Annotated in this window: 21 protein-coding genes; 10 read left to right on the top strand and 11 right to left on the bottom strand. The window is 32.8% G+C overall.

Annotated elements, in window-relative coordinates; translation table 11 throughout:
* Nucleotides 1–49: 49 nt before the first annotated feature.
* Nucleotides 50–2383, bottom strand: a complete 2334-nt coding sequence (locus J3495_RS03280; protein WP_210665146.1) for a TonB-dependent receptor — start codon at nucleotides 2381–2383, stop codon at nucleotides 50–52.
* 251 nt (nucleotides 2384–2634) lie between these two features.
* Here J3495_RS03280 and J3495_RS03275 point away from each other — a divergent pair, with 251 nt between their 5' ends.
* The 4 genes from J3495_RS03275 to J3495_RS03260 all read left to right on the top strand — a co-directional run bounded on the left by J3495_RS03275 (nucleotide 2635) and on the right by J3495_RS03260 (nucleotide 7446).
* Complete coding sequence (locus J3495_RS03275; protein WP_210665145.1) at nucleotides 2635–3738, top strand: PepSY-associated TM helix domain-containing protein; 1104 nt, start codon at nucleotides 2635–2637, stop codon at nucleotides 3736–3738.
* Between the two features lie 735 nt (nucleotides 3739–4473).
* Nucleotides 4474–4620, top strand: a complete 147-nt coding sequence (locus J3495_RS03270; RefSeq protein ID WP_210665144.1) for a DUF2256 domain-containing protein — start codon at nucleotides 4474–4476, stop codon at nucleotides 4618–4620.
* On the top strand, nucleotides 4610–6157 hold the full coding sequence (locus J3495_RS03265; protein WP_210665143.1) for a cryptochrome/photolyase family protein: 1548 nt from the start codon (nucleotides 4610–4612) through the stop codon (nucleotides 6155–6157). The genes J3495_RS03270 and J3495_RS03265 overlap by 11 nt, the downstream gene beginning before the upstream one ends.
* The gene (locus tag J3495_RS03260) at nucleotides 6154–7446 is read left to right on the top strand and encodes a DASH family cryptochrome (RefSeq protein WP_210665142.1); all 1293 of its coding nucleotides are present in this window, start codon (nucleotides 6154–6156) and stop codon (nucleotides 7444–7446) included. Before J3495_RS03265 ends, J3495_RS03260 begins: the two co-directional genes overlap by 4 nt.
* Here J3495_RS03260 and J3495_RS03255 read toward each other — a convergent pair.
* Nucleotides 7443–7862 carry a DUF2452 domain-containing protein gene (locus J3495_RS03255; RefSeq protein WP_210665141.1) on the bottom strand — a complete coding sequence of 140 codons (420 nt, stop codon included), beginning with the start codon at nucleotides 7860–7862 and terminating at the stop codon, nucleotides 7443–7445. The two genes, J3495_RS03260 and J3495_RS03255, sit on opposite strands and share 4 nt — an antisense overlap.
* A gap of 405 nt (nucleotides 7863–8267) precedes the next feature.
* On the opposite strand from J3495_RS03255, the gene J3495_RS03250 reads away from it, so the two are divergent.
* The gene (locus J3495_RS03250) at nucleotides 8268–9005 is read left to right on the top strand and encodes a hypothetical protein (protein WP_210665140.1); all 738 of its coding nucleotides are present in this window, start codon (nucleotides 8268–8270) and stop codon (nucleotides 9003–9005) included.
* Between the two features lie 438 nt (nucleotides 9006–9443).
* On the top strand, nucleotides 9444–10985 hold the full coding sequence (locus J3495_RS03245) for a hypothetical protein (protein WP_210665139.1): 1542 nt from the start codon (nucleotides 9444–9446) through the stop codon (nucleotides 10983–10985).
* Between the two features lie 61 nt (nucleotides 10986–11046).
* Here J3495_RS03245 and J3495_RS03240 read toward each other — a convergent pair whose 3' ends face one another.
* Both J3495_RS03240 and J3495_RS03235 read right to left on the bottom strand, forming a co-directional pair.
* Nucleotides 11047–11415 carry a helix-turn-helix transcriptional regulator gene (locus J3495_RS03240; protein WP_210665138.1) on the bottom strand — a complete coding sequence of 123 codons (369 nt, stop codon included), beginning with the start codon at nucleotides 11413–11415 and terminating at the stop codon, nucleotides 11047–11049.
* Nucleotides 11416–11720: 305 nt separating this feature from the next.
* Complete coding sequence (locus tag J3495_RS03235) at nucleotides 11721–12308, bottom strand: Crp/Fnr family transcriptional regulator (protein WP_210665137.1); 588 nt, start codon at nucleotides 12306–12308, stop codon at nucleotides 11721–11723.
* Between the two features lie 481 nt (nucleotides 12309–12789).
* Here J3495_RS03235 and J3495_RS03230 point away from each other — a divergent pair, with 481 nt between their 5' ends.
* Nucleotides 12790–13386: a hypothetical protein gene (locus J3495_RS03230; RefSeq protein ID WP_210665136.1), complete on the top strand. Its 597-nt coding sequence runs from the start codon at nucleotides 12790–12792 to the stop codon at nucleotides 13384–13386.
* Nucleotides 13387–13540: 154 nt separating this feature from the next.
* Here J3495_RS03230 and J3495_RS03225 read toward each other — a convergent pair whose 3' ends face one another.
* The 3 genes from J3495_RS03225 to J3495_RS03215 all read right to left on the bottom strand — a co-directional run bounded on the left by J3495_RS03225 (nucleotide 13541) and on the right by J3495_RS03215 (nucleotide 16758).
* Nucleotides 13541–13870 (bottom strand): DUF4870 domain-containing protein, encoded by a 330-nt coding sequence (locus J3495_RS03225; RefSeq protein WP_210665135.1) that lies wholly within the window; start codon nucleotides 13868–13870, stop codon nucleotides 13541–13543.
* Between the two features lie 120 nt (nucleotides 13871–13990).
* A complete protein-coding gene (locus J3495_RS03220) occupies nucleotides 13991–14734 on the bottom strand; it encodes a LytR/AlgR family response regulator transcription factor (protein ID WP_210665134.1) in 744 nt (247 codons plus the stop codon).
* Nucleotides 14731–16758 carry a sensor histidine kinase gene (locus J3495_RS03215; RefSeq protein WP_210665133.1) on the bottom strand — a complete coding sequence of 676 codons (2028 nt, stop codon included), beginning with the start codon at nucleotides 16756–16758 and terminating at the stop codon, nucleotides 14731–14733. The genes J3495_RS03220 and J3495_RS03215 overlap by 4 nt, the downstream gene beginning before the upstream one ends.
* A 246-nt stretch (nucleotides 16759–17004) precedes the next feature.
* Between J3495_RS03215 and J3495_RS03210 the strand changes: the two genes are divergently transcribed.
* The 3 genes from J3495_RS03210 to J3495_RS03200 are packed head-to-tail and all read left to right on the top strand — an operon-like array spanning nucleotide 17005 to nucleotide 18433.
* Nucleotides 17005–17463, top strand: a complete 459-nt coding sequence (locus tag J3495_RS03210) for a hypothetical protein (protein ID WP_210665132.1) — start codon at nucleotides 17005–17007, stop codon at nucleotides 17461–17463.
* A gap of 6 nt (nucleotides 17464–17469) precedes the next feature.
* Nucleotides 17470–17928, top strand: a complete 459-nt coding sequence (locus tag J3495_RS03205) for a hypothetical protein (RefSeq protein WP_210665131.1) — start codon at nucleotides 17470–17472, stop codon at nucleotides 17926–17928.
* Nucleotides 17915–18433, top strand: coding sequence for a hypothetical protein (locus J3495_RS03200; protein ID WP_210665130.1), 519 nt, complete (start codon nucleotides 17915–17917; stop codon nucleotides 18431–18433). Before J3495_RS03205 ends, J3495_RS03200 begins: the two co-directional genes overlap by 14 nt.
* A gap of 293 nt (nucleotides 18434–18726) precedes the next feature.
* Here the strand turns inward: J3495_RS03200 and J3495_RS03195 are convergent, their stop codons facing one another.
* The 4 genes from J3495_RS03195 to J3495_RS03180 form a co-directional block, all read right to left on the bottom strand.
* Nucleotides 18727–19767: a ligand-binding sensor domain-containing protein gene (locus tag J3495_RS03195; protein WP_210665129.1), complete on the bottom strand. Its 1041-nt coding sequence runs from the start codon at nucleotides 19765–19767 to the stop codon at nucleotides 18727–18729.
* Between the two features lie 293 nt (nucleotides 19768–20060).
* Nucleotides 20061–20990, bottom strand: coding sequence for an alpha/beta hydrolase (locus tag J3495_RS03190; RefSeq protein ID WP_210665128.1), 930 nt, complete (start codon nucleotides 20988–20990; stop codon nucleotides 20061–20063).
* Between the two features lie 12 nt (nucleotides 20991–21002).
* On the bottom strand, nucleotides 21003–21884 hold the full coding sequence (locus J3495_RS03185; protein WP_210665127.1) for an NmrA family NAD(P)-binding protein: 882 nt from the start codon (nucleotides 21882–21884) through the stop codon (nucleotides 21003–21005).
* A gap of 69 nt (nucleotides 21885–21953) precedes the next feature.
* On the bottom strand, nucleotides 21954–22517 hold the full coding sequence (locus J3495_RS03180) for a Crp/Fnr family transcriptional regulator (RefSeq protein ID WP_210665126.1): 564 nt from the start codon (nucleotides 22515–22517) through the stop codon (nucleotides 21954–21956).
* Between the last annotated feature and the right edge of the window lie 242 nt (nucleotides 22518–22759).

Genomic DNA, 22759 nt, shown 5'->3' with positions numbered 1-22759 from the left:
CTCTATACTTAAACAGAGGTGATTTTTAAATTTTGATTTAAAGAAATAATTAAAACTTGAAAGTTAAATTTACTAAGAAATTTGCCGGAGCCTGAGCTGCTCCCCACGTACTCCAATATTTTTCGTTAGTTATGTTATTCAATTTAAGACCAACTCTCCAAGTAGGCTGTTCGTAGAATAAAGTTTGATTAAAAATGGTGTATGACGGAATGTAAAAAGTATTGGTGGTAGCCATAAAAGTATCATCAACATAATTAGCTCCAAAACCAATACCAAATCCTTTCAGACTATTTTGAAACTTATAAGAAGCCCAGATATTCCAAACGTTTTCGGGTGCATCTGCTGCTTTTTTTCCTTCAAGAGAAGCCGTTGCCGATTTTACGATGCGATTATCATTATAAGCATATCCAGCAATGATATCAAGTCCTGCAATTGGGTTAGCGATTAACTCAAAATCAAACCCTTTACTCACTTGTTTACCGCCTTGTTGGTACGTTAAATCTGTAAACCTCATGACGGCATTATCATTAGTGATATTGTAATAACTAATGGTAGTACTTACTTTTTTGTTGAATGCCTCAACTTTAATACCACCTTCAAATTGATTAGCATATAAAGGATCTAAAATCAATTGTGCCCCATCTGGCTGATTTACTGGTGCAAGATTTTGAAATCCATTCATGTAATTACCGAATAACGAAACCTGATCTTTTACAACCTGATAAACCAACCCTAATTTTGGTGATAAAGACGTCTGATTGTATGCTGGAGTAGTACCACTTTCTTTACGGTCAAAATTATCTACACGCAAACTTAACATCACCGAAAGTCGGTCTGCAAAACTAATTACATCCGAAGCATAAGCACTAAAAGTATACTCTTCTCTACCCGCTCTTATTACGGGAGCCAGTGCTACGGCATCAATATCATTTTTTCTAACAGGAACGAAGTTTGTCGTAACATCAATTGTTCTAAAAGGAGCTGTAGGAGTTGGTGTAGACGAAAAAGTATCTGAATAATACCTGTAATTAATACCCGTTAAGAGTTTGTGTTTCAAGAATCCAGTGTTAAACTCCCCATTAATATTTTCCTGAATATTGGTATAATTACTAGAAATTGGCCCAAAAACCGTGGCGCGAATAGTAGCCGTTGTTGGCGAAGTCCAAGTAGGTGTAACTTGATAGCTATAATCGACATTCTCACTTACAAAAGAATACAAAGTAGTTGATTTCCAGTGATCTGAAATTTGATATTCTGCCTGTACGAAAGCTTTTGAAGCCGATGACTTAGCGTCTGCATCTTCATGAACCAATGATTTTTTATAATCTATTTTAAACTCCGAAGGGTTTGTTATGCCAGAAGCAGCAGTCACTGTAGGATATAATGGTTTAGTACTGTTTACATTAAATAATTCAGCATCTATGTTAAATGTAAGCCTGTCTGTCGCCTTGTAGGTAATACTCGGAGTAACTGCAAGTGTATTATTAAAACCATAATCCAAGAAGCTTTTCTCCTTATTAACCGCTACATTAAGTCTGAACAATACTTTTTTATCTTTTGTAAGAGGCGTATTAATGTCGGCCGTAAGTCGGTTTAAACCAAAACTTCCGCCAGTGTATGCTATTTCAGATGATGTTGCTTCAAAAGGTTTTTTGGTTACCAAATTCACTACGCCACCAAAAGAAGATGCTGAGGAACCAAATAAAGTTCCAGAAGGGCCTTTCAAAATTTCGATTCTTTCCAGATTTGCTATGCCAACAGAAGAACGGCCTGACAAAGTTTCCATTCCATTTCTGGAATTAATTCCAACTGTAAATCCTCTAAAAATAGCTGCAAATCCTCCTGAAGGATAATTAAGCGGAACAACTCCAGGAGAGTTTCGAACGGCACTACCAATTTCTACCGCCATCTGTTCTTGCAAAAGTTCTTTATGTACTACGCTATAAACCTGCGGATTTTCTAAATTTTTTAGAGGCATTCTGGCCACATAATCTGTTTTTTTTGAGACAATACTTTTTCTGCTACTAATTACAACTTCATTCAATTCTTTATTAGAAACCTTCAATTGTAGGTTGATTGTCGTTGTCTCATTGTCTACAACCACCACTTCTTGCTCTGATGTTTCGTATCCTATCAAAGAAATCTGCAAAGTATACGTATTGGGTTTTACTCGGCTCAATTCGAAGCTACCATCATCATTTGTTGACGTATTGTATTTTGAGTTTTTTAATATGATATACACATCGGCTGCAGGATCGCCATCAGATGTGGTAATTTGACCTTTTATTTTTCCATGATTTTGTTGGGCAAAAACAGAAATGCATGAAAACAAAAAGATAATTGTAAACAAAAAACTTGTTGTCTTAAAAGTAATATATTTCATTGTTTTGTAAATATTAGTTATTGTTTTTATTCATTCTAAATAAAAACAAGGCAAAAATATAAATTAATATTTATTTAACAAGTTATGATGAGAAGAATTAGTTTTTTTTATCAACCAATGACGAAACAGAAGAAATGTTTTTTATATTTCACTTTAATTATTTATATATAGTCTAAATAATTATAAATTTGAAGAAAATTTAAAGGATCACTCGTGAGCATCCTTTTCTCTCTAAAACGCACGGAAAAACAATGAAGAAAAAATTAATGAAAACTTTTGGAAAACTACACCTCTGGCTGGGCTTAGGTTCGGGACTTATTGTTTTTATAGTAGCATTGACAGGCAGTATAATGGTTTTTGAAAAAGAAATTGACCAATATATAAATTCAGATTTTTACTTTGTTTCCACAATTGGCAAGACAAAAAAGCCCATTGATTACTGTACCGATTTACTGCAAAAAGAATATTCGGTAAAAAAAATAACCCGAATTAGCACATTTAATGATCCTAAGCGAACACTATTAATTGTGGGAAAGGATACAGATGATCAAAGTATCATTTTTGCGTTTGATCCCTATTCCGGTAAAATTTTAGGATCAGTAGATCAGGAAACCAGATTTTTCTCTATCGTTTTGTCGCTCCATAGGCACTTATTATTAGATGATATAGGAAAACTTATCACTGGAACCTCTTGTCTGATCTTTGCTTTTATGCTTATTTCCGGACTTATTTTGTGGTGGCCCAAAAAAATAAAAAACCTCAAACAAAGATTAACCGTAAAATGGGGAGCTTCTTTTAAAAGAATCAACTGGGATTTTCATTCTACTTTTGGGTTTTACAGCTTTTTATTTTTATTAACTATTTCGCTAACAGGTCTTGTATTTACCTTCGATTGGTTCGAAAAAGGCATTTATTATTTTGCTGACGGCACTACAAAAAAGCTTTCGAATAAAGTTGAAAACCCAACCAAAACAGATCCAAAATTGAATAAAACTGCCTTTTATCAGACCATTTATAATCAAGCAGATAGTATTTTTGATTACCAAGGAAATATCCAGATTAGAATGCCAGCTGATACCATAAATAGTATTTTGGTACTAAAAGAAAATGTAGAAAAAACAATTCCATTTCAGTCCAGCGCAGCTTATTTTGATAAATATACGGCAGAAATTATTGAGTCAAGACCTTATGAGAATTTTTCAAGAGGTGATAAAATCAGACGTCTCATCTACCCTATTCATTCGGGCAGTATTTATGGATATCCTACCAAAATAATAGCTTTTCTCGTGTGCCTTTTTGCCTTGACTTTACCTGTATCAGGATTTTTAATTTGGTGGGGAAGGAAGAAAAAATAGTAGTTGTTGTGCACCACTATTTTACTGGATTTGGGTCTTTTGATGAAGTTTTTAGATGTTGGTAACTACAACTTTAGGAAAAACACCTAAACGTTTGGTTTTGAAACCTAAAAACTTAACGAGAAAACCTAAACAATTAGATTAAAATCTTTCTTGAAAGGCGTTTGATTTGCTTTTTATCTCTCACCATACATTTATAAAGTAGGCTTTCCGCTCTTTTTTGGTTATGAAAAATAAACTTCTACTCTAGCCCCGATGGAAGTGTATCCTTTTGCTTTTTTCTTTAAAAAGCAAAAGATATAGCGTACAGCGGGACGGGTGGTGATTATAAAAACAAAATTTCTGCTCCTATTCTTTAAAATCAATACTTTTCTGTGGTCTTATGTCTTTATTTTCGGCTCAATTGTATGTGAAATTTATTGTTTTAAATTAGAACTATTATCCTCCGCTTTCTTCAAAATTGGTCAATCATTTTATCTTTTTTATTTGTTTAATTAAACAAAATAAAGAGTAAACAAATTATTTTAGTGCTTCATGCAAAAAGTTTCTGTTTGAAATACTAATTAATCCATTATTTTATTCTTTTTGATTAAAAAAACACGTAATTTTGTTTAACATTAAATTCAAATAGTTAAACAAAATTATATTGCTTTTTTTAAGCTGTAAATAATCTGAAAGTAATAACCTCGATAGCATAGTAATTTTGAAAAAAAGGTTCCGTGCTTTACAAAACTGATGAGAAAAGTAAAAAAAGAAAACCTACCGACTAAAATCTGCATCGTGTGCAAGCTGCCGTTTACCTGGAGAAAAAAGTGGGAGAAAGTTTGGGAGGAAGTAAAATATTGTAGCGATAAATGCAGAAAAAATAAAAATGAAAAATAAAAATACACCAACACTTCGGCTGGTTCTTGGAGATCAACTCAATTACAATCATTCGTGGTTTGAGACTATCGACAATACGATTACGTATGTGATGATGGAGGTTCGAACCGAAACGGATTATGCAACCCATCATATTCAGAAAGTGGTTGGATTTTTTGCTGCAATGCGCCAGTTTGCTGATTGGCTGCAATTGAAAAATCATAAAGTACTGTATATAAAAATAAACGATTCAAATAATTTACAATCTTTTGAATCGAACCTAAACACGATCATCAAGCAAGAGAATATCGCTCATTTTGAGTATCAGTTACCAGATGAATATCGTTTGGACTGTGTGCTGAAAAACTTTTCGTCCAGTCTTTCTATTTCGAGCGAAGTCTTTGATACAGAGCATTTTTTTAGCACTAGAAATGAATTAGGTGCTTTTTTTGAAGGAAAAAAGACTTTTGTAATGGAAAGTTTTTATCGCACTATGCGAAAAAAACATGACATACTAATGGAAGGAAATAATCCTATTACCGGCCAGTGGAATTACGACAGTGACAACAGAAAAAAGTTGCCAAAAGGCCATCTTGCCACAACTCCTTTGCTTTTTAGCTCCGATGTTGCGTTAATAGAAGAGGAAATTTCGAAAACTACTATCCAAACCATTGGAAAAATAGAAGCAAAAAACTTTATTTGGCCCATAAACAGAGATCAATCACTAGAACTGCTGCAATTTTTTATAGCCGAGTGTTTGCCTTTGTTTGGTTCTTATCAGGACGCAATGTCGCCGGGTCAATGGTCTTTGTATCACTCGCGATTGTCTTTTTCGTTAAACACAAAAATGATTAGCCCGTTGGAGGTGATAAATGAAGCCATTCGGGCCTGGCAAAATCATCCTGAACGGATAGAATACAATCAATTAGAGGGTTTTGTGCGTCAAATTATTGGCTGGAGAGAATACATGCGTGGTATTTACTGGTTGAAAATGCCTGAATATGCGAAACTAAATTTCTTTAATCATAAGGAAAAATTACCCGACTGGTTCTGGACAGGAAAGACCAAAATGAATTGCTTAAAAGACACCATTACACAATCTTTGGAGTATGCTTATGCGCATCATATTCAGCGTTTGATGGTTACCGGGAATTTTGCACTCTTGGCTGGAATAGATCCTGACGAGGTCGATCAATGGTATTTGGGTATTTATATTGATGCAATCGATTGGGTAGAAATTACCAATACTCGTGGTATGAGTCAGTTTGCAGATGGTGGCATTGTAGGTACAAAACCGTATGTAAGTTCTGCTGCCTATGTGGATAAAATGAGCCATTATTGTGGAAGTTGCTTCTACAATAAAGCAAAAAAAACAGGCGAAAAAGCATGTCCTTTCAACAGTTTATATTGGAATTTTTATGACAAACACAAAGATAAATTATCCCAAAATCCGAGGATTGGAATGATGTACAATGTTTGGAACAAAATGAAGCCAGACGATAAAACAGTGCTTTTGGAGCAAGCGGATTATTATTTAAAAAATATCAATAGTTTATGAAAACAGCTATAGTTTGGTTTAAAACAGATTTACGACTTACGGATAACGAAGTGTTGCTAAAAGCAATTTCGCAGAGTGACAGTATCGTCCCTGTTTATTGTTTTGAGGATGCTCATTTTGAAACTACACCTTACGGATTTAAAAAAACAGGTGATTTCAGAGCGCAGTTTTTAATGGAATCTCTGATCGATCTGGATGCAAATTTAAGAGCACTAGGCTCCGGTTTAATTATTTTGAAGGGAAAGCCAGAAATTGAAATTCCGAAGATCGTGAAACAGTACAGAGCGGCTAAGGTGTATGCGAAACGTGAAGTTGCTTTTGAAGAAAAACAGCTAGAAACATTAGTACAGTCTGAACTTTGGAAAATTAAATGCGAATTGCTAACACTGAGCACCAGTACTTTATATCATGCCGAGGATCTGCCTTTCTCTATAAAAGATATTCCGGATGTCTTTACAAATTTTAGAAAAAAAATTGAGAAAGATTCGGTTATTCGAGTGTCTTTAGAAAAGCCATCGACGATCAAGTCACCAGAGATTCCTAAACTAGAATTGCCGGACCTGAAAGAATTAGGTCTAAAAAAAGTAAAAATAGACAAAAGAGCGGCGATTGCATTTAAAGGAGGTGAATCGCAGGCCCTGAAAAGATTGGATTATTATTTTTTTAAAACAAAATCAATTTCGAACTATAAAGATACCCGAAACGGAATGGTCGGTGCCGATTATTCATCCAAATTTTCGGCGTGGCTTGCTTTGGGATGTATTTCCCCAAGGCATATTTATCAGGAACTTCAAAAATACGAATCTCTTCATACTGCCAATGAATCGACATATTGGCTGGTGTTTGAATTATTGTGGAGGGATTATTTTAGGTTTATGATGAAGAAACACCAAAACAAATTTTTTCAGAAAAACGGCATTAAAAGCACTGACTCAGGAGTGAAAAAAGTTAATATTGAGCAGCTTCAAAACTGGATTAACGGTAAAACCGGCGTAGATTTTATTGATGCCAACATGATAGAACTCAAACTGACCGGATTTATGAGCAATCGCGGTCGCCAAAATGTTGCCAGCTACCTGTGTAACGACTTAAAACTTGACTGGCGTTATGGAGCAGCCTACTTTGAGCAGCAGCTTATTGACTATGATGTTTGCAGCAATTGGGGAAACTGGTCTTATGTGGCGGGCGTGGGCAATGACCCCAGAGGCAATCGTTATTTTAATATTGATAAACAAGCCTCAGATTATGACAAAAATAAATCATTTAGAAATTTATGGCTTAAGGATTAATAAAAATCCAAGCCTTTTTTTTCTAACAAAACCCATTTTTTATCACTGTTGAGCTTAAATGAGCCAATAAATTCCTTATTCCATTCCTCAGGTGATATTAGAGACAAGAATTCTTTACCATCCGTGTCAAGATAGAGATGATAAATTTCGCCCATTACAGGTTCAAACGAAAACCTGGCATTGTACACAAGTTCGTTCCATTTAAACTCTTCAATTAATTTCTGATATTCAGATTTAAGTTCATTAAACTTGTTCTCGAATTCTTTATTGACATTATGAATTCCTCTGCTCTTCCAGGCCACAACGTCATCAACTTTTATTACGGGAGCACCAATATTTGTTGCGTATGGCAACTTACTTGAGTTGTATCCTTCCTGCTCAGAATAAACAATATTGTCTGGTTTTTTATTTGGCATAATTGGGTTATCTCTTTATTTTTTTTTTTTAGATTATAAAGATACTATTGATTACAATCTTTAACAAATATTATGGATAAAATTACAGGTAAATTTGCCGTTTTAATAGCAATTTTAGTCTTAAAAAAAGAAATAAAATCTTAAAAAGAAATACAAGCAAATACCAACCCATGCTAAATGATATTTAGTAAGAAAATTGCCTGTTTTTTGCTTTTAAATTTGATACAATCGAATAGTTAAAAGCGAAAAAGTTGCCCTATTAGTTGTATTTTTTTCTTTAATTTGTCATTTTCCAGCGGTATTTGCAAAGTTTAAAAACCTTATATTTACGTTCTGGTTGACAAAATTACACTGTACAAAAAATCAATTTAAGCATCGTAAAGCAATTAATTTTAAGAAGTGAAGATGGAAAAATATGCCGTATCTGAAGCAATATTACCTTTGGTTGATAATCCAATAGCAAATAGTTTCATAAAGAAAGCCGATTTATCGCCTGATCCTGAATCTTGCCTGAATTCAATGGACAAGAAAGAAAGACCCATGCAGGATTTGAGTATTCCGTTTAGAGATGTAACCAATGCTACCACTAAAAAAGAAAGTTTTGCGCGACTTATTGAGAAATTAGACGTTGAAAATAGTATCAGATATCAAAAAACAATAGAAGATACCTATTGCAACGTGTATTCTTACGATTATTGTTATTTTTCTAAAGTCTACCTACCAACGGTTTGGTGGACACCAGAATCTATTGAAAAAATACTAGAAGGCCAGGAAATAGAAGCTGTTTTTGAAGAAACGGTTGACCGTATTTATTCTAGCGCCATACACGACTGGTTTTTGCAGTGGGGAGCTAGTTTTGGCTGGAAAAGAATGTTTACCGCTGATGAAATTCAGAATCATGTAAACACCAATGGCGGTGTTGGAATTATTTGCGCCAAAAGAAAAATAAAAGGTCTCTCTGGACACATTGTGCCTGTTGTGCCAGAAACGGATTTACATAAAGCCTATCGAGAAAATGGCGTAGTCGTTTATCCGTTGCAATCGCAGGCAGGAAAGCTCAATTACAACTATTTTTCAGAAGTTAGAAAAGATTGGTGGAATGACGAATTATACTCTTCTTATGTTTTTTATTATCATGAATAAATAAAAATGGGTAACCCAATTTCTAAATTTAAAACCGTAATTGATTTTCAATATATTAGCTACTTGTAAATAACATAAAAAAGAACTACTTTTGCAACTTAGAAAAAAGAAGAATAGCAAAAGTTGCAATTAGGTTATTCATCTGCTCAAAATACTGATTTAAAAGTAATTAATAACTTTATTGATTTTATAACTCTTTTATAAAATTTGACTTTTATATTCGTCTTTCGGTCGATACACGTGCAAAATTTCTAAGAAAAAAATAGAATTTCATACAATTTTAAAAGTAAAACAAGCCTTTTTTAGTGGATGCAACCCGGATGCTTTCTCCATTAAATGACTTTTTGGCTCTGATTATTAACCGATTACAATTGTATTTTCGAAAAAAATAATGCCTTTAAAAGAATAATTCATCATAAAAAAAGAAAATTAGTATAAATGAAAGACAATCAGACACAAAAATATTATTGGGGAATAGGATTAGAAAACGAAACCTACATGCAATTTGAAGAATCCCTAATAGTTTCTGGTGAGTTTATACAAGAAAAAATTGGTTTTGAAAAATATAGTATTGACTACAGAAAATGCTACAAACCAGAAAGTTTAGCCCCTTTGTTGAAAAAAGCTTTTGGTTTGGATAAAAACTACAAAGTGAGCCGAATGATGAACAGTCATTCGCTTGAAAAACTAGACATCAACTATCAGCACAAAACGTTATCACCCATAAAACCATTGCTTGATACAGAAGCTGGAGAAGTGATCGCACAACCCACCGAAAACCCTGAATATCTGGGACAATCGATCATGGAGCTTTTTCTTGAAGATCAGCCGTACAACATTCAGAGCATGATTACCCAAAGAAATAAAACAATGGGTTCTGTACATTTTGATGGCGATTCTATTGAATTTGTAACCAAATATTTTGAAAACAGAACAGTTGTTGATTCGTGTAAAGAACTAAAAGCAACCAAAAAATTATTCCTTGATAAAATCAATGAATCAGCAGTACTTGACGGAAAATTAAATTTTCCAGACTACAACAATGGTCTGAATATGTTTATGACCAATCAGGAGAATCTGGTTTTGTTTAATAACGGAACCTATCATTTTCATATCACTTTGCCTACGCTAACAGAAGACAGCAGAATTATTGATTACGATAATTTTGAGAAAACGCACGCCAATGCTATTTATTTATTACAATGGTTTGAGCCTTTTTTTATAGCCACTCTTGGAAGCCCTGATATTATGGGCGTAATTAGCGATAAATACAGTTTAGACAAAAAATTCACTTTGGGCTCTATGCGCAATGCGATGTCGCGATACATAGGTGTAGGAACTTTTAATAAAGCGATGCCAAAAGGTAAAATTTTAACTTATAATGTAGATGAGTTTAGAAAACTTCTGAAATTTGAAAAAGAAGAAAACATTTGGTGGCGAGACCAGATAGAAGTCGAGATGGAATATGAACTACTTTCGGAAGTTGGACTTGATTTTAATCAGGAAAAAATGTATCAAAGTGGTTTCGAATTCAGAAGTTTTGATGAGTTTCCAGCTGAGTATTTAAACGATGTTCTTTTTTCTATTATTTTAATTTGTGAGCATTCTTTAACCCTTCCAAATGTACAATGGGGACATGATAGTGTAGCCTGGAACAACTTGGTTTTTAAGACTTTAAAAATGGGTTATGCAACCGAAATTAATGAAGACGAAAAGGCTGAAGTTTTAGATTTATTACAATTATTAAACCCATCAGATGCAGATTACAATACGCTAAAATCAGAGTTTGAAGCTATTGTGATGCTGGATCAATTTTTCTTTAAAATTTTGGCTGTTTTGCATGACAGATACAAAGACAGCAACATTTGCCTGGATGCTATGTACGGTCAAAAAACGAGTGCTCCACCAAAATGGAATAACTTCAATAAATACCAAACAGAAAAGCATTTGCAGCAAATTGGTGCTTTTTGCGAAAACTAACACTAAACAAAAACGGCTCAGTCACTTTATGATTGGGCCGTTTGTTTTATTAAGGAACACTTTATATCACTCCAAATTTTTCTTTGTATCTCTTTAGTTCTAAATCAGTTTTGCAAAGTAACTTTTCTAAAAGAAAAACCTTGTCTTCATAGAGCTTTTCTACTTTACTGCAAGTAGCCATAAAATCTCCAAGGTCGTTTTCTTTGACATTCTTAAAATAACGCTGACCTTCAAAATAAACGATATCTTCTAAATTTACCTCTAAAACAATAGCTATTTTTTCTATTTTTTTATAGCTAATATTGTTTTTTCCACTTTCAATTTTGCTGTAACCGGCTTGTGTAATACCAAGGCGATCTGCCATATATTCCTGTGTATAATTTTTTAATTCTCTTATACTTTTAATATTATTTCCTATTGAAGTATTCATAAATTCAATTTAAACAAAATCACTTTACAACTAAAAGTGAAATGATGTTTGAGATTTTTTTGATTATTAAACTTTTAGAAATCTACCTCTTCGTTCGCACTACCCTACTCTCTATATAACCAAAACATTAATGAAAATATTTCATCACAACAAATAATAAAAATAAATAAAAACGGAATATACTATTTTTGTAATAAAAATAATACCAGACGTAAATTAAAACCCTATTTGCCTTTCTGAACAATAGTAATGCAAAGTAAAAATAGGTTTTTATGATAAACAATAACATTTGTTAACAGTTTGAATCAATCTTCCTTGTTTGCGTACTTCAATCGGCTTAAATGAACAGAGGTAATATTGAGATAAGAAGCGATGTAATGTTGCGGCACACGCTCGAGTATTCTGGGAAACGTAGCATTCATGCTATTGTAACGCTGCAAAGGAGTCTGAGTGTATAATGCCTTAATTTTATCATTAAGCATAAAGAAGTAATTTTCAGCAATCAACCTTCCTAATTTTTCACCATTCTTTAGATTTTTGTACAACTCTTGCACCATTTCGATCGTGATAACAAGAACCGTTGTATCCTCACTTGCCTGCATTGAAAAACTGGAAGGAATACCTTTTATAAAACTTTCATAATTGGTCGCAAAAGTATTTTCTACAGCAAAATGAAAAATTCTTTCTTCATCGTTATCATCAATATAATAACTTCTTATTAAGCCATTTATAATAAAGTATATATTTTTGCAAATTGTATTCTGACAAAGAATAACCTCTTTTTTACTGAATTTTTCAACAGTAAACTTTGGAGAATATTGAGCCCATTCTGAATCACTAATTTCAATAAAACTTGAAATCAATTCACGTATTTTTTCAAGATTATGATCCATTTACTATTATATTCTTAGAATTTTAAACCAACTTACAAAAGCATTTAGCCTTTGATACTTCAATATACTATCAAATAAATGCTAAATCATAAATTGGTAAAAGCTGTCTCTTTATTTAATGTGTAAAATTAACGCTTTTGATAGTTTCACCTTCTTATTAAAAACTTAAAAAAACAAAAAATGTAAACGATTACTTTTTTATTATTAAAAGTTAACATGAATTGGATCAATAAATTGAAAAATCAAGTACAATTATCTTTTAATTTAAAATATTGATTACTGTATTTTGGTGTAAATCCCCATCCCAAACTTCATGTTTCCTTGAAATTTCAATGCAATGTCCCCAGCATTTAAATCTATTATTCTTTGACAATTATTTACGGTGCAGGCAATAAATAGGTGAAATAAATGTTTTTAAATAAGTTTTACTGTAATGGATCATGAGGTTCATTTATATTTAATTTATTAAAAGCTAATGACTATGAAAAGGATATTTTTTACAATTATGATGATGGCTATTGCCCTGCAAGGATATGCACAAAAGGAAATGAGCAATAAATATAGAGCTATTCCGCCAGCAGATTCAAAAATGAGGGAAATTGTTCCTCCAAAGGAAATTATTCCTCGAATCGCTCCGTTAGAATTTACTAAAAAGCCAGATTCATTAGAAATCAACCCTGAGGAACTTTTTAAGAATACCATGCTTTACAAAAAAGAAGCCAATACCGATGGTATTTTTTACAGAAGAAATCAGTTTTTAGGAAATTTTAAAACGAAAGCTTTTGTTTCTACTATTCGTTACAGAGATGCTGCTTTTGTTGATGGAGACAAAATAAAAGTATATCTGAATGATAAAATAATAGAGCCCGAAGTGGGTTTGAATGGTGAATTTCAGGGATTCAAAATTAATTTGGTACCCGGAATTAACAAAATTGATTTTGAAGCGTTAAACGAAGGTTCTGCATCGCCCAATACTGCAGAATTTCAGGTTTATGACGATAAAGGAGTGGCTATTGAGGCAAGTCAATGGAATGTTGGTACGGGTTATAAAGCTACTATTGTGTTAATAAAAGAATAAATGAAAGTTGTTAAAAAACTGATATTTCTCCATTGAAATGATCGCAGCCAAAGTCATCATCAAAAAAGCATAAAATAAGAGAGCCAAAAAAAGTGACATTTTTTCATTATAGAAAATGAAAAATGCCACTTAGGTTTGTAAAATTTAATTGAATTTAGTTGATGAAGCCAAATTTATCTTCAAACATTTTTCCAATAACCGGAATAGGTTTCTTTTGTTCGTTGGCAGCATTAATTATTCCGAAAATCCACAAAATAAAAAGAGCATAACCAATGTAATTAAGAAAATAAAGCGAAGTTACCGTAAAGACCACAACAGAAAGTATAATATTTACTGCAAAAGAAAATAGAAAAATTCCGAAGCCTTGTTTAAGGTGATAGGTTACAAGATCACTTTTTGGTGTTACATCTTTGCTTTTTACAAAAGCTATAATCCAACCAATTATGGTGATGTAGCTCAGGATTGATAAGGTTTTATTATTCATTGTTTCAATTTTTAGTGTGGTTCAAAAGTAGATACAATTAGAGAAAAACAAAACAACCACTTTGTCATGTGTAGCTTTTGGTTGGTATTTGGATCAGTTGAATTTATATGCAGTGAATAATTAGATTTCGTCTTTCATTAATTTAAAAAATTGCTCTTTTTTTGCTCTTGATATGGGTAGTACAGATTTATCAATCATGTGAACCATACCTTCTCGGGAATAACTCAGAATAGCATTTACATTAATAAGATGTGATTGATGTACACGAAAGAAAACTGGTGGTAGTAAAATGTCTTCATAATTTTTTAAAGGTTTTGAAACCATTATTTTTCGGCCGTCCGTTAGAAAAAAAGTGGTGTAGGAGCCCGAAGTTTCACACCTTAAAATCTGTTCTAATTTTACAACATACATTGCTTCCAGAGTTGGTAAAACGAGTCTGTCAGGAGTTTTAGAAAGATTGGTTTGCAATTCGGTGATTTGTTGTTTTTCTAACACTCTTTCCTCTAAAATGGCAATACGGTCAATTGCTGTTTTTAGTTCTTGTGAATCTATGGGTTTAAGCAAGTAATCGACAGCACTGTATTTGAATGCGTTTATAGCATGCTGCTCGTAAGCGGTTGTAAATATGAGATGAAAAGTATTAAAAGAAATTTGCTGCAGCACCTCAAAACCAGTTCCGTCTTTGAGCATAATATCCATAAAAACCAAATCGGGTTTGAGTCTGTCAATCATTTTTGTGGCTTCTTCAACGCTTTCGGCATATCCAATGATCTGAATATTTTCTCCGGCTACCATTTCAAGCATAATAGACAAAGCTTCTCTTAATCGATGCTCGTCTTCTATAATTAAAGTTTTGTATATCATGACAATATCGGAATGTTTAAAATTACTATACAGCCCTGCCCGTCTGTTTCAGGCTCTCTCTCTTTTACAGTAAAACCGGCGTTTGGATTCTCTTTTTGCATTTTTGTCAATCTTTCATCTGTAATGGTGGTAGATAAAGATTGATGTGTATCGTTGATTTTTAATTTTCTTGAAGCCGCTAATCCAATTCCGTTGTCTTTGATGGTACAGATCAAATTTCGTTTTGTTTCGTCTTCTTTAAAATAAATTTCTATTAATCCTCGTACATTATTCTCCTGAGGTTTCAAACCATGTTCTACGGCATTTTCTATAAAAGGCTGAATCAACAAAGGCGGAATTAAAATATCAGTTTCAATAGTGCCATCACATTCAATTACATAATCAAAACCATTGTTTAAGCGAAGCTGCTGCAGTTCGATATAATTTTTTAAAGTATTTATTTCTTCTTCCAGAGAAATGGTTTCCTTGCGGGATTGTTCTAAAACCTGTCTGGTCAGTTTGGCAAATTTATTTAGATAAGAAACTGCCGGAATAGTATCTTTTTGCAGTATCATACTTTGAATATTTCCTAAAGCATTAAAAATAAAATGCGGATCCATCTGCGAACGCAATAATCGTCTTTCTAAGGATAGTCTGGCCGAAAGATTTTCTATCGTTTCTTTTTCCATCAATTGTACTTTCAATTCGCTATTGGCTTGTTCCTGCTTTAGAAAATCTTCTCTATTTTGATAATATCGCTGACGATAATAATAGGAACGAAACATAAATATTAATCCAATTAGCAAAACTCCGGCTATGGCATATCCTAATAATTTATTTTTTTGTTGTAATTCATTTTCGAGTTCAAGCTGTTTGATACGTTCTGCCTTTTTAGAAGATTCATATCTGGCTTCGGCATTTTGCAATTTAGACTGAGTTGCTTCATTATATTTTAGCTGATTGTATTTTGTATAAAGAGTATCGTAAGCATAATAGGCCTTAAAATCTTTTCTTTTTACAGAAACCTCTTTTAAACAGCTGTAAAAAGTTGCCAATAGATAATTATCAGTATATGGAAGTTTTTTTTGGTAATTGATTCCCTCTATAAAAAGAAGTTCCGCTTTTGCATAATCGCCTTTTTGAGTAAAATAATATCCTTGAAGTCCAATCGCACTGCGGTAAATAATTTTTACATTGTATCTTTTGGCAATTGTAGTCGCTTTTTCAAGATTCATCAAAAAGGCTTTTTCGTCAATCGACTTGGGGTCTTTGGTGTAAAGATCGGCAAGATTGATATAAGCAATACCTATGTTACTTTTACTAATGATTTTATCAGCGTTTTTTTCTGCTAGAGCAACGGTTTCTTTAAAAAATTTTACAGCAACTTCCCAGTCGACTACTCCACCCGTTTCCAGTTTATCGGTTAAGAAACTTCCAAAGGCCAATCTTGCATACAAGTTACTTTCGGGATCTCCAGATTTTGCTGCATGAATCATCGCTTCTCGGGCGTATTTCTCTACTTTTGGAGGAGAAGCAGGCGAGAAAAGATACGATATGTCCGAAGCTATTTTGGCACATTGATCGTGTGCGTTTATTTTAGAAAACAATTGATAAGCTTTTAGTAAATAATTCAGCGCCTGAGGTTTATCTTCTATATACGACTTTAACGATCCCATTGCAGCTGCCGCATGTGCTTTTGCCCGCACATTCTGTACATTTTTAGAAAGATAATAAGCTGTATCTGCATAATGCAAAAACTCTTTTAGATGAAGTAAACGCCTTTGTGTGAGTGCGAGATAAGCATAACAGATTACTTCATCGTCTTTGCTTTTGTTTTTTATGGCTAAGTTGAGAGCTTGATGCTGAATTTTAAGAGAACCTGTTGTATCTGAAAAGCGTTTTGCATACCCCAGACTGACTATTTTTTCGACAGAAGAAATACTTTGTGCCTGAAGTGGTGAGACAAATAACAACGATAATAATATCAAAAAAATCAGGTATTTTTTTCTTGCTTGTTTGGATCTAATAGTAAATATTGTGGGCATAAATAATAGTAATTGACGGCAAAATACAAATTGTCATTTGACTTACCAAACATTTATGCGTTGTTTTCAAACGATAAAACACTTAATCATAAGGCCTTCAGAATAAGCTGAATTTATTAGATTTCCGATATATTTCAGACGTAACCAAATAAAAATCTAAAGTATCCATTTACCAATTCGCAGTAGGTATTAATTTTTGTATGAAGTAATCTTGTCCTATTAAATTATTTAAAAAAAAAATCTACCATGAACAAGAAAAGCCTTACATTACTAGCAATTGTTTTCTTTTTTCTAACTCAAATCAGTTACAGTCAATTTGATGAAAAGCGTACTAAAATAGAAATTAGTATCAAAGATGGAAATAAAACGATAATTGTACCTGTACGCTCTTCAACAGTATCTTTTAGCAGATCAGCAAATTCTGTAAAAGATACAGAGAATAGCAATGATTCAAAAAATTATTATTTGTCCATCGATTTTGAAAAACAGGATATCAACTTATTGCGCGCTTTCGCTAAAAACAAGACGGGAATCGACGGTGAATTGACTATGATTGATATTTACGGAAAAGCACCATCAAGAAAATTTGAGTTTAAAGGAGCCACATTAGATGCTTTAAGTGACCAGTTAAATGGCGATTATTCGAGCTCGTATTTTTCATTGAATTGCCGATCCTTAATAATAGACGGTGTAACTTTAGAATAGTATAAAATGTCACAACTTAAATATTTTACAAGAAATGGCAATAATTATGTCATGAAAAGAGAATTAGGTTTTGCTATATTAATTAGCATTGGACTTGCTGCATTTGCTGTGGGAGGAATCTGGATCAATAATATGGCTATGTTTTGGATTTTTGGTATTTTATCTATTTTTTGTATTATTTCTATTTGGTCAAAACAGGTGATTATCGATTTAAAAGCAAAAGAAATAATAGTAAAAGTGGGATTAATTGGGAAACCTGTTCCTATTCCATTAAAAGATTTTCAAAATTTTGAATTGATAAGAATGAAGCATTTTTTTGTTACGATCAACACATCATTAAACGTAAATTATTTAAAGGACGGAAAAGAAAAATCTATTTTGATCGCCCAAGGATTTACTACCAGAGCAATGCAGAATTTAGCAAATGAATTAGACGAAATACTGAACAGCAATGAACATTCGTGAAAGATACAATATAAAAGAAACATCAGATTCTTTTTCGTTTCAGCCAGCAAAACCGCTGCAAAAAGTATCGCATTGGTTTTTGGCTGGTCTTTTTGCAGGAGCTATCGTATTGCCTTCTTTAAGGGAAATTTTAGACGAAGCTTTTTTTTATGCCCTTTATATTTTGTTGGCTTGTGGTACGCTCAATAGTTTATACGATATGATAGTCAAAGCAAAAATACTTTATACTTTTGATCTCAAAAATAATTCGATTTATCGAATGAGCCCCTTTTCTGCAAACAAAAAAATTATGAAACTCGAAGAAGCTGTAATTTTTGTCAGCTCCGAAATGGGAAGCTGGCATTATAGTTTGGGGGCTAAAAAAAGTCATTTTATAAAAAGTTACGCGATCAGCGAAAATTTCGGTTCAGGAAAAAAAAGCGAACAAAAAGAAGAAGAATACAAAAAACAAGTTTTAATGAAAATCAACAAATTGATTGATTCAGTTCATGCTTCAAAAAATTAAATTGATATGAAATTTCTAATCCAAAAAAAATCTCCGAAATCTAATGACTTTGGAGATTTTTTAATTTGCGGATTCTTCCGGAACTATTTAAGAATCATTTTACTCAAGATTTAAAGAAGCTTACAATTATATAAAATAGTTTTTTTTATTGAATTTATATTAGAATTTTGATTGGAAATAAACGCTATTCTAAACTATGATTCCACTAAATCATGCAATCTCTGCCAACGTATTATCAGTAGCAATAAATTTTATCTTAAAATTATTCAATACAATATTATTTCTGAAGATCTTTACTTTTTAAAATCAGTAACGATCTTTCCATCAAAACGATACACTCCATTCATAGATCCAAACCAAATATTCCCATCACGAGCTTCTAAAATCCCAAAAAGACCGTTTCCACCTGACTTAATTTCGGTTATAGTAGGCTTTTTACTAGACAAAGACTTTCCATCATACCGAAAAAGTGCCCAAACTTGGCTATTATCCCGTTGCGAACTAGTCCAAATGTTACCTTTTTTATCCTCAATGATGTAGCCCACAAAATTCTTAGTAAAATTGATCAATGCATTACCATTATAGCGCCAAAGTCCATCAGCACCACCAAGCCAGACATTTCCTTTTTTATCTTCGATTAAAGAACGAACATTTTTAAAAGGTTTGCTATCGTGTGTAAAAACAGAGAATGTTTTACCATCATAAACAAAGGTGTTACCTCTTGTGGCAAACCAAAATTTACCTTTTGTGTCTTCAATAATAGAAGTAATTTCATAAGGACGTCTATTAGGAAAAGTTTTTCCTGTTCGATCCTCATTCATTACATTTCCATCTATTATATAATTTTGAAAGGACATCCCGTCATAACAGCTTACACCCCCAGAAACACCAAACCAAATTTTGCCTTTTTTATCTTCATAAATACTTGTAACTTCATTGTTAAGCAATCCCTCATCGGTCGTAAAATTCTGAAAGGATTTCCCATCGTAACAATAAACACCTGAGCCTATAGAACCAAACCACAAATTGCCTTTTCTATCTTCTAAAATAGAAAAAAAACGTGTCGAAATCACTTTACTTGTAATGTTGGTAAAAGACTTTCCGTCATACCGAAAAATCCCAGAAAATGCAGCAATCCAAATATTGTTATTCTTATCTTGTATGATATTTCGAGTTATCCATTCAGGTCCATGAGATGTAATTACATCTTTGGTTTGGGGATTGATAATTATTTTTTTTCCTTCTGATTGGTTTTGTCGACAAGAGATTGTGATAACGATGAAGAATGTGCAACAAATTTTGAATATATAATACTTATCTAATTTTACTTTCATATAAATGGTATTTTTTAATGATGCACAATTGTATATTGTACTATCTCAGTAGAATATATAATACTTTTATTACGCAATGTACTATAAAGTTTCAAAAAAGAATATTTGAGCTTTTATTATTTTTTAAAATAACAAAAATAGAAGCTGAGAGATTTGTGAAGAAAAATAAATATAAAAAAACTCCTTAATTTCTTAAGGAGTTTTTAGTGGAGTATCAGGGATAAAAGTTTGAATACCTAATCACTATTTTAATGTTCATAAATAAGGTAAAATTATGGTAGAGTATAATTTGATCAACTTAAAAAACCAGTAACCAATTCAATAATTTTTTCAGGATTTTCCTCTATCATATAATGCCCACTATCTATAATTCCTTCTACTTTGCAGTTAATTGCCACATAAGGTAATCCCATTTTTATATAGTTGTAACTTGAGTTACTACCGATACCCAAAACCGTAATGGTCAACGGCTTATAGTTTTTCGAATCTTCTATATCTTGTGTAAAACTTTGATACCATGCATTAGAAGCACGTATATTTTCAGGGTTGTTGTATACTGATGCATAAACTTCCCGTTCAAAATCAGTCATTTTTGTATCATCCAGCATTACATAGGAAAAAAGATAATCAAGCAGGTACCTGAATCTGTCTTCTAATAATTTTTCAGGAAGATGCTTGACCTGATTAAAGCCCATCCACCATACATAGGGCATGTTAATATCCATTTTATTTGTAAACGTTCCTTTTGCCGGTATCAGCGGCATTTGCAACATACCCTCAGTAGGATGAGCACCATCCATCACAATCAATTTATTAATTACCTCAGAATAATTAAAAGCAAAACTCATTGCTATCATACCTCCAATATCATGCCCTAAAAGGTTTACTTTTTCAAATCCCAGATGCTTTGTAAGTTCATAAATATCTTTGGCCATTGTTTTTTTGCTATAACCATCTTCTGGTTTTCCAGAAGTCCCCATACCTCTTATGTCAACAACAATTACCCTATAACTTTTTGCAAGTTGGGGTGCAATTCTATGAAAAGAATACCATGTTTGAGGCCATCCGGGCAGGCATAATAAGGGCATACCGCTACCACCTTCTACATAATGAAGTTGTATACCATTCACCACTGTATATTTATTTTCAAATCCCAACCAGTTTTTAATAAGCTGTTCATCAGAGTACTGGTCAGTGCTGTTCTTTTTATTTTCAATATTCATAATTCTAAGTATTTAAATATTATCTTCTACTTTAGACCACATCAAATCGAGATACCTATCGTTATCAAGTGCTTCGTGATGTACTAAAAACATACTGTATAAGTACTGTGCCTGCTGCCATTTTGGGTATAGCTCATCTTCTCCGGCAGAGTCCTGTGCCCGCTGTATTTTATTGTAAGCAGAGAATCCTTCCATAGAACCCATATCAACAAGTTTAAATCTTTTGTCTTTATATTGCTCGCTTAAGGCAACCAAGTCGTTTGGGCTAACCCTGAAACTGGCAATTCGTAAATATCTTGGTGTTGTAGCATCGAGTGCAGCTTTCGCAGTAAAAGCCGCTGTATCGTCCATGGTTGTGAAATCAATTTTCCAGTAGGCTTTATCGTCATAATAAGCGACCGTTTGACCTTTTACATTAAATAACGGTGTATTGTATCTTAAAATATCAGCAAAGCATCCATTAAAAATAGTCGTGGCTTTGATAGAGCTTTTTTCAAGGTGCTGTCCAAACTCTTTTCTTAAATCAAAATTCCTATTTTCACCCTCGGGGATATTTGTAAATTCGGAAGAAAAATCTGAGGGTATAAAACGTGGTACTCCAGCTGCAATAGCTGCGTGTAATAGTTCTAATTGTGCATTAACAATTACATCATGTAATCCTGTAACGGCAGATACCACACATGAAGCACCCTGGCATATAGGGGTAAGTTCTTTTTCTTTAAATTGAGTAACTTCAATAATCTCAACTCCGATTTTTTTAAGGGCATCAACTTTTAAGGGATCACTGCTATCGCGTACGATTGCTTTAACATGAGTCCCCGCTTTAATTAATTCCGTACAAATACTATGGCCTAAATTTCCGGTAGCGCCGGCTACCACAATAGTGTTTTTCATTGTCATTATTTTTAATGCAAATCTAAAACGCCATTGTCATTTAAAAAGCTACCATTTGGTAGGTAATTACTATTTGATGTTTTTTCGTATCCTGCTTAATGCATTTGGAGTGATACCAAGGTAGGAGGCAATTTGTTTTACGGGCACTCTTTTCATTAATTCGGTATCACGCATAAATTCTAGGTAGCGTTCTTCTGCCGATAACGTTTGAAAACTAATAATTTGATTAATCATTCTGATAGCCATGTTTTCCCAGGTAATCCTGCCAAATTCCTGCCAGGTGGGAATTTGTTTGTACAATATTTCCATGTCATCTCTATGAATGCAAAATAATTCTGTTTTTTCGATAGCTTCAATATTAAAACGTGTGGGGAGTTGAGGATTTAAACTCGATATTTCGGTAAAAAACTCATCTTTAACAATTACCCATGCTGTTAGTTGTTCTTCATAATCTCCGTAATAAAAGCGCAAAGCCCCTTTTTTTATAAAATAATAGTGATTAGCAATTTGGCCTGTTTTTAAAATAAACTGTCCTTTTTCAAGCATCATTTCTTGAAAATTAGACAAGATATTCTCTAGTTCATCTGCGCTAATTACTACTTTAGATTTAATAAAATCAGATAATTGTTTCATTGAATATCATTAAAAATTGTGCTAAGATACAATTCAAATGCAACCGATTCTGAGAAAAAGTTACTTAGTAGTTACGAAAATAATTTGAAGTTTTGTTTGGGATTAAAAAAAAATAGGATCAACACATATTGTTGTGGGGAAATATTAAAATCTAGATATTTGTATTTTCAAATTATACCCTAATGCAAGATTCTTTTATCGATATCCTTAAGTTGTTACTGCCTGAGATACTAGTAGACTAC

Origin of the sequence: Flavobacterium geliluteum, assembly GCF_017948595.1 — a bacterium.
In the GTDB taxonomy this organism is placed as follows: domain Bacteria; phylum Bacteroidota; class Bacteroidia; order Flavobacteriales; family Flavobacteriaceae; genus Flavobacterium; species Flavobacterium flavipigmentatum.
Note: the sequence above shows the minus strand (reverse complement) of the source record. Positions and strands in the feature narration are given on the sequence as shown.

What these genes read in the sequence shown, in the direction of transcription:
- J3495_RS03270 (WP_210665144.1), top strand. Translation starts at nt 4,474, where the DNA reads ATGAGAAAAGTAAAAAAAGAAAACCTACCGACTAAAATCTGCATCGTG.
- J3495_RS03180 (WP_210665126.1), bottom strand. Translation starts at nt 22,517, where the DNA reads ATGAAACAATTATCTGATTTTATTAAATCTAAAGTAGTAATTAGCGCA.
- J3495_RS03195 (WP_210665129.1), bottom strand. Translation starts at nt 19,767, where the DNA reads ATGAAAGTAAAATTAGATAAGTATTATATATTCAAAATTTGTTGCACA.
- J3495_RS03265 (WP_210665143.1), top strand. Translation starts at nt 4,610, where the DNA reads ATGAAAAATAAAAATACACCAACACTTCGGCTGGTTCTTGGAGATCAA.
- J3495_RS03240 (WP_210665138.1), bottom strand. Translation starts at nt 11,415, where the DNA reads ATGAATACTTCAATAGGAAATAATATTAAAAGTATAAGAGAATTAAAA.
- J3495_RS03230 (WP_210665136.1), top strand. Translation starts at nt 12,790, where the DNA reads ATGAAAAGGATATTTTTTACAATTATGATGATGGCTATTGCCCTGCAA.
- J3495_RS03210 (WP_210665132.1), top strand. Translation starts at nt 17,005, where the DNA reads ATGAACAAGAAAAGCCTTACATTACTAGCAATTGTTTTCTTTTTTCTA.
- J3495_RS03260 (WP_210665142.1), top strand. Translation starts at nt 6,154, where the DNA reads ATGAAAACAGCTATAGTTTGGTTTAAAACAGATTTACGACTTACGGAT.
- J3495_RS03185 (WP_210665127.1), bottom strand. Translation starts at nt 21,884, where the DNA reads ATGAAAAACACTATTGTGGTAGCCGGCGCTACCGGAAATTTAGGCCAT.
- J3495_RS03215 (WP_210665133.1), bottom strand. Translation starts at nt 16,758, where the DNA reads ATGCCCACAATATTTACTATTAGATCCAAACAAGCAAGAAAAAAATAC.
- J3495_RS03245 (WP_210665139.1), top strand. Translation starts at nt 9,444, where the DNA reads ATGAAAGACAATCAGACACAAAAATATTATTGGGGAATAGGATTAGAA.
- J3495_RS03220 (WP_210665134.1), bottom strand. Translation starts at nt 14,734, where the DNA reads ATGATATACAAAACTTTAATTATAGAAGACGAGCATCGATTAAGAGAA.
- J3495_RS03205 (WP_210665131.1), top strand. Translation starts at nt 17,470, where the DNA reads ATGTCACAACTTAAATATTTTACAAGAAATGGCAATAATTATGTCATG.
- J3495_RS03250 (WP_210665140.1), top strand. Translation starts at nt 8,268, where the DNA reads ATGGAAAAATATGCCGTATCTGAAGCAATATTACCTTTGGTTGATAAT.
- J3495_RS03235 (WP_210665137.1), bottom strand. Translation starts at nt 12,308, where the DNA reads ATGGATCATAATCTTGAAAAAATACGTGAATTGATTTCAAGTTTTATT.
- J3495_RS03275 (WP_210665145.1), top strand. Translation starts at nt 2,635, where the DNA reads ATGAAGAAAAAATTAATGAAAACTTTTGGAAAACTACACCTCTGGCTG.
- J3495_RS03280 (WP_210665146.1), bottom strand. Translation starts at nt 2,383, where the DNA reads ATGAAATATATTACTTTTAAGACAACAAGTTTTTTGTTTACAATTATC.
- J3495_RS03200 (WP_210665130.1), top strand. Translation starts at nt 17,915, where the DNA reads ATGAACATTCGTGAAAGATACAATATAAAAGAAACATCAGATTCTTTT.
- J3495_RS03225 (WP_210665135.1), bottom strand. Translation starts at nt 13,870, where the DNA reads ATGAATAATAAAACCTTATCAATCCTGAGCTACATCACCATAATTGGT.
- J3495_RS03255 (WP_210665141.1), bottom strand. Translation starts at nt 7,862, where the DNA reads ATGCCAAATAAAAAACCAGACAATATTGTTTATTCTGAGCAGGAAGGA.
- J3495_RS03190 (WP_210665128.1), bottom strand. Translation starts at nt 20,990, where the DNA reads ATGAATATTGAAAATAAAAAGAACAGCACTGACCAGTACTCTGATGAA.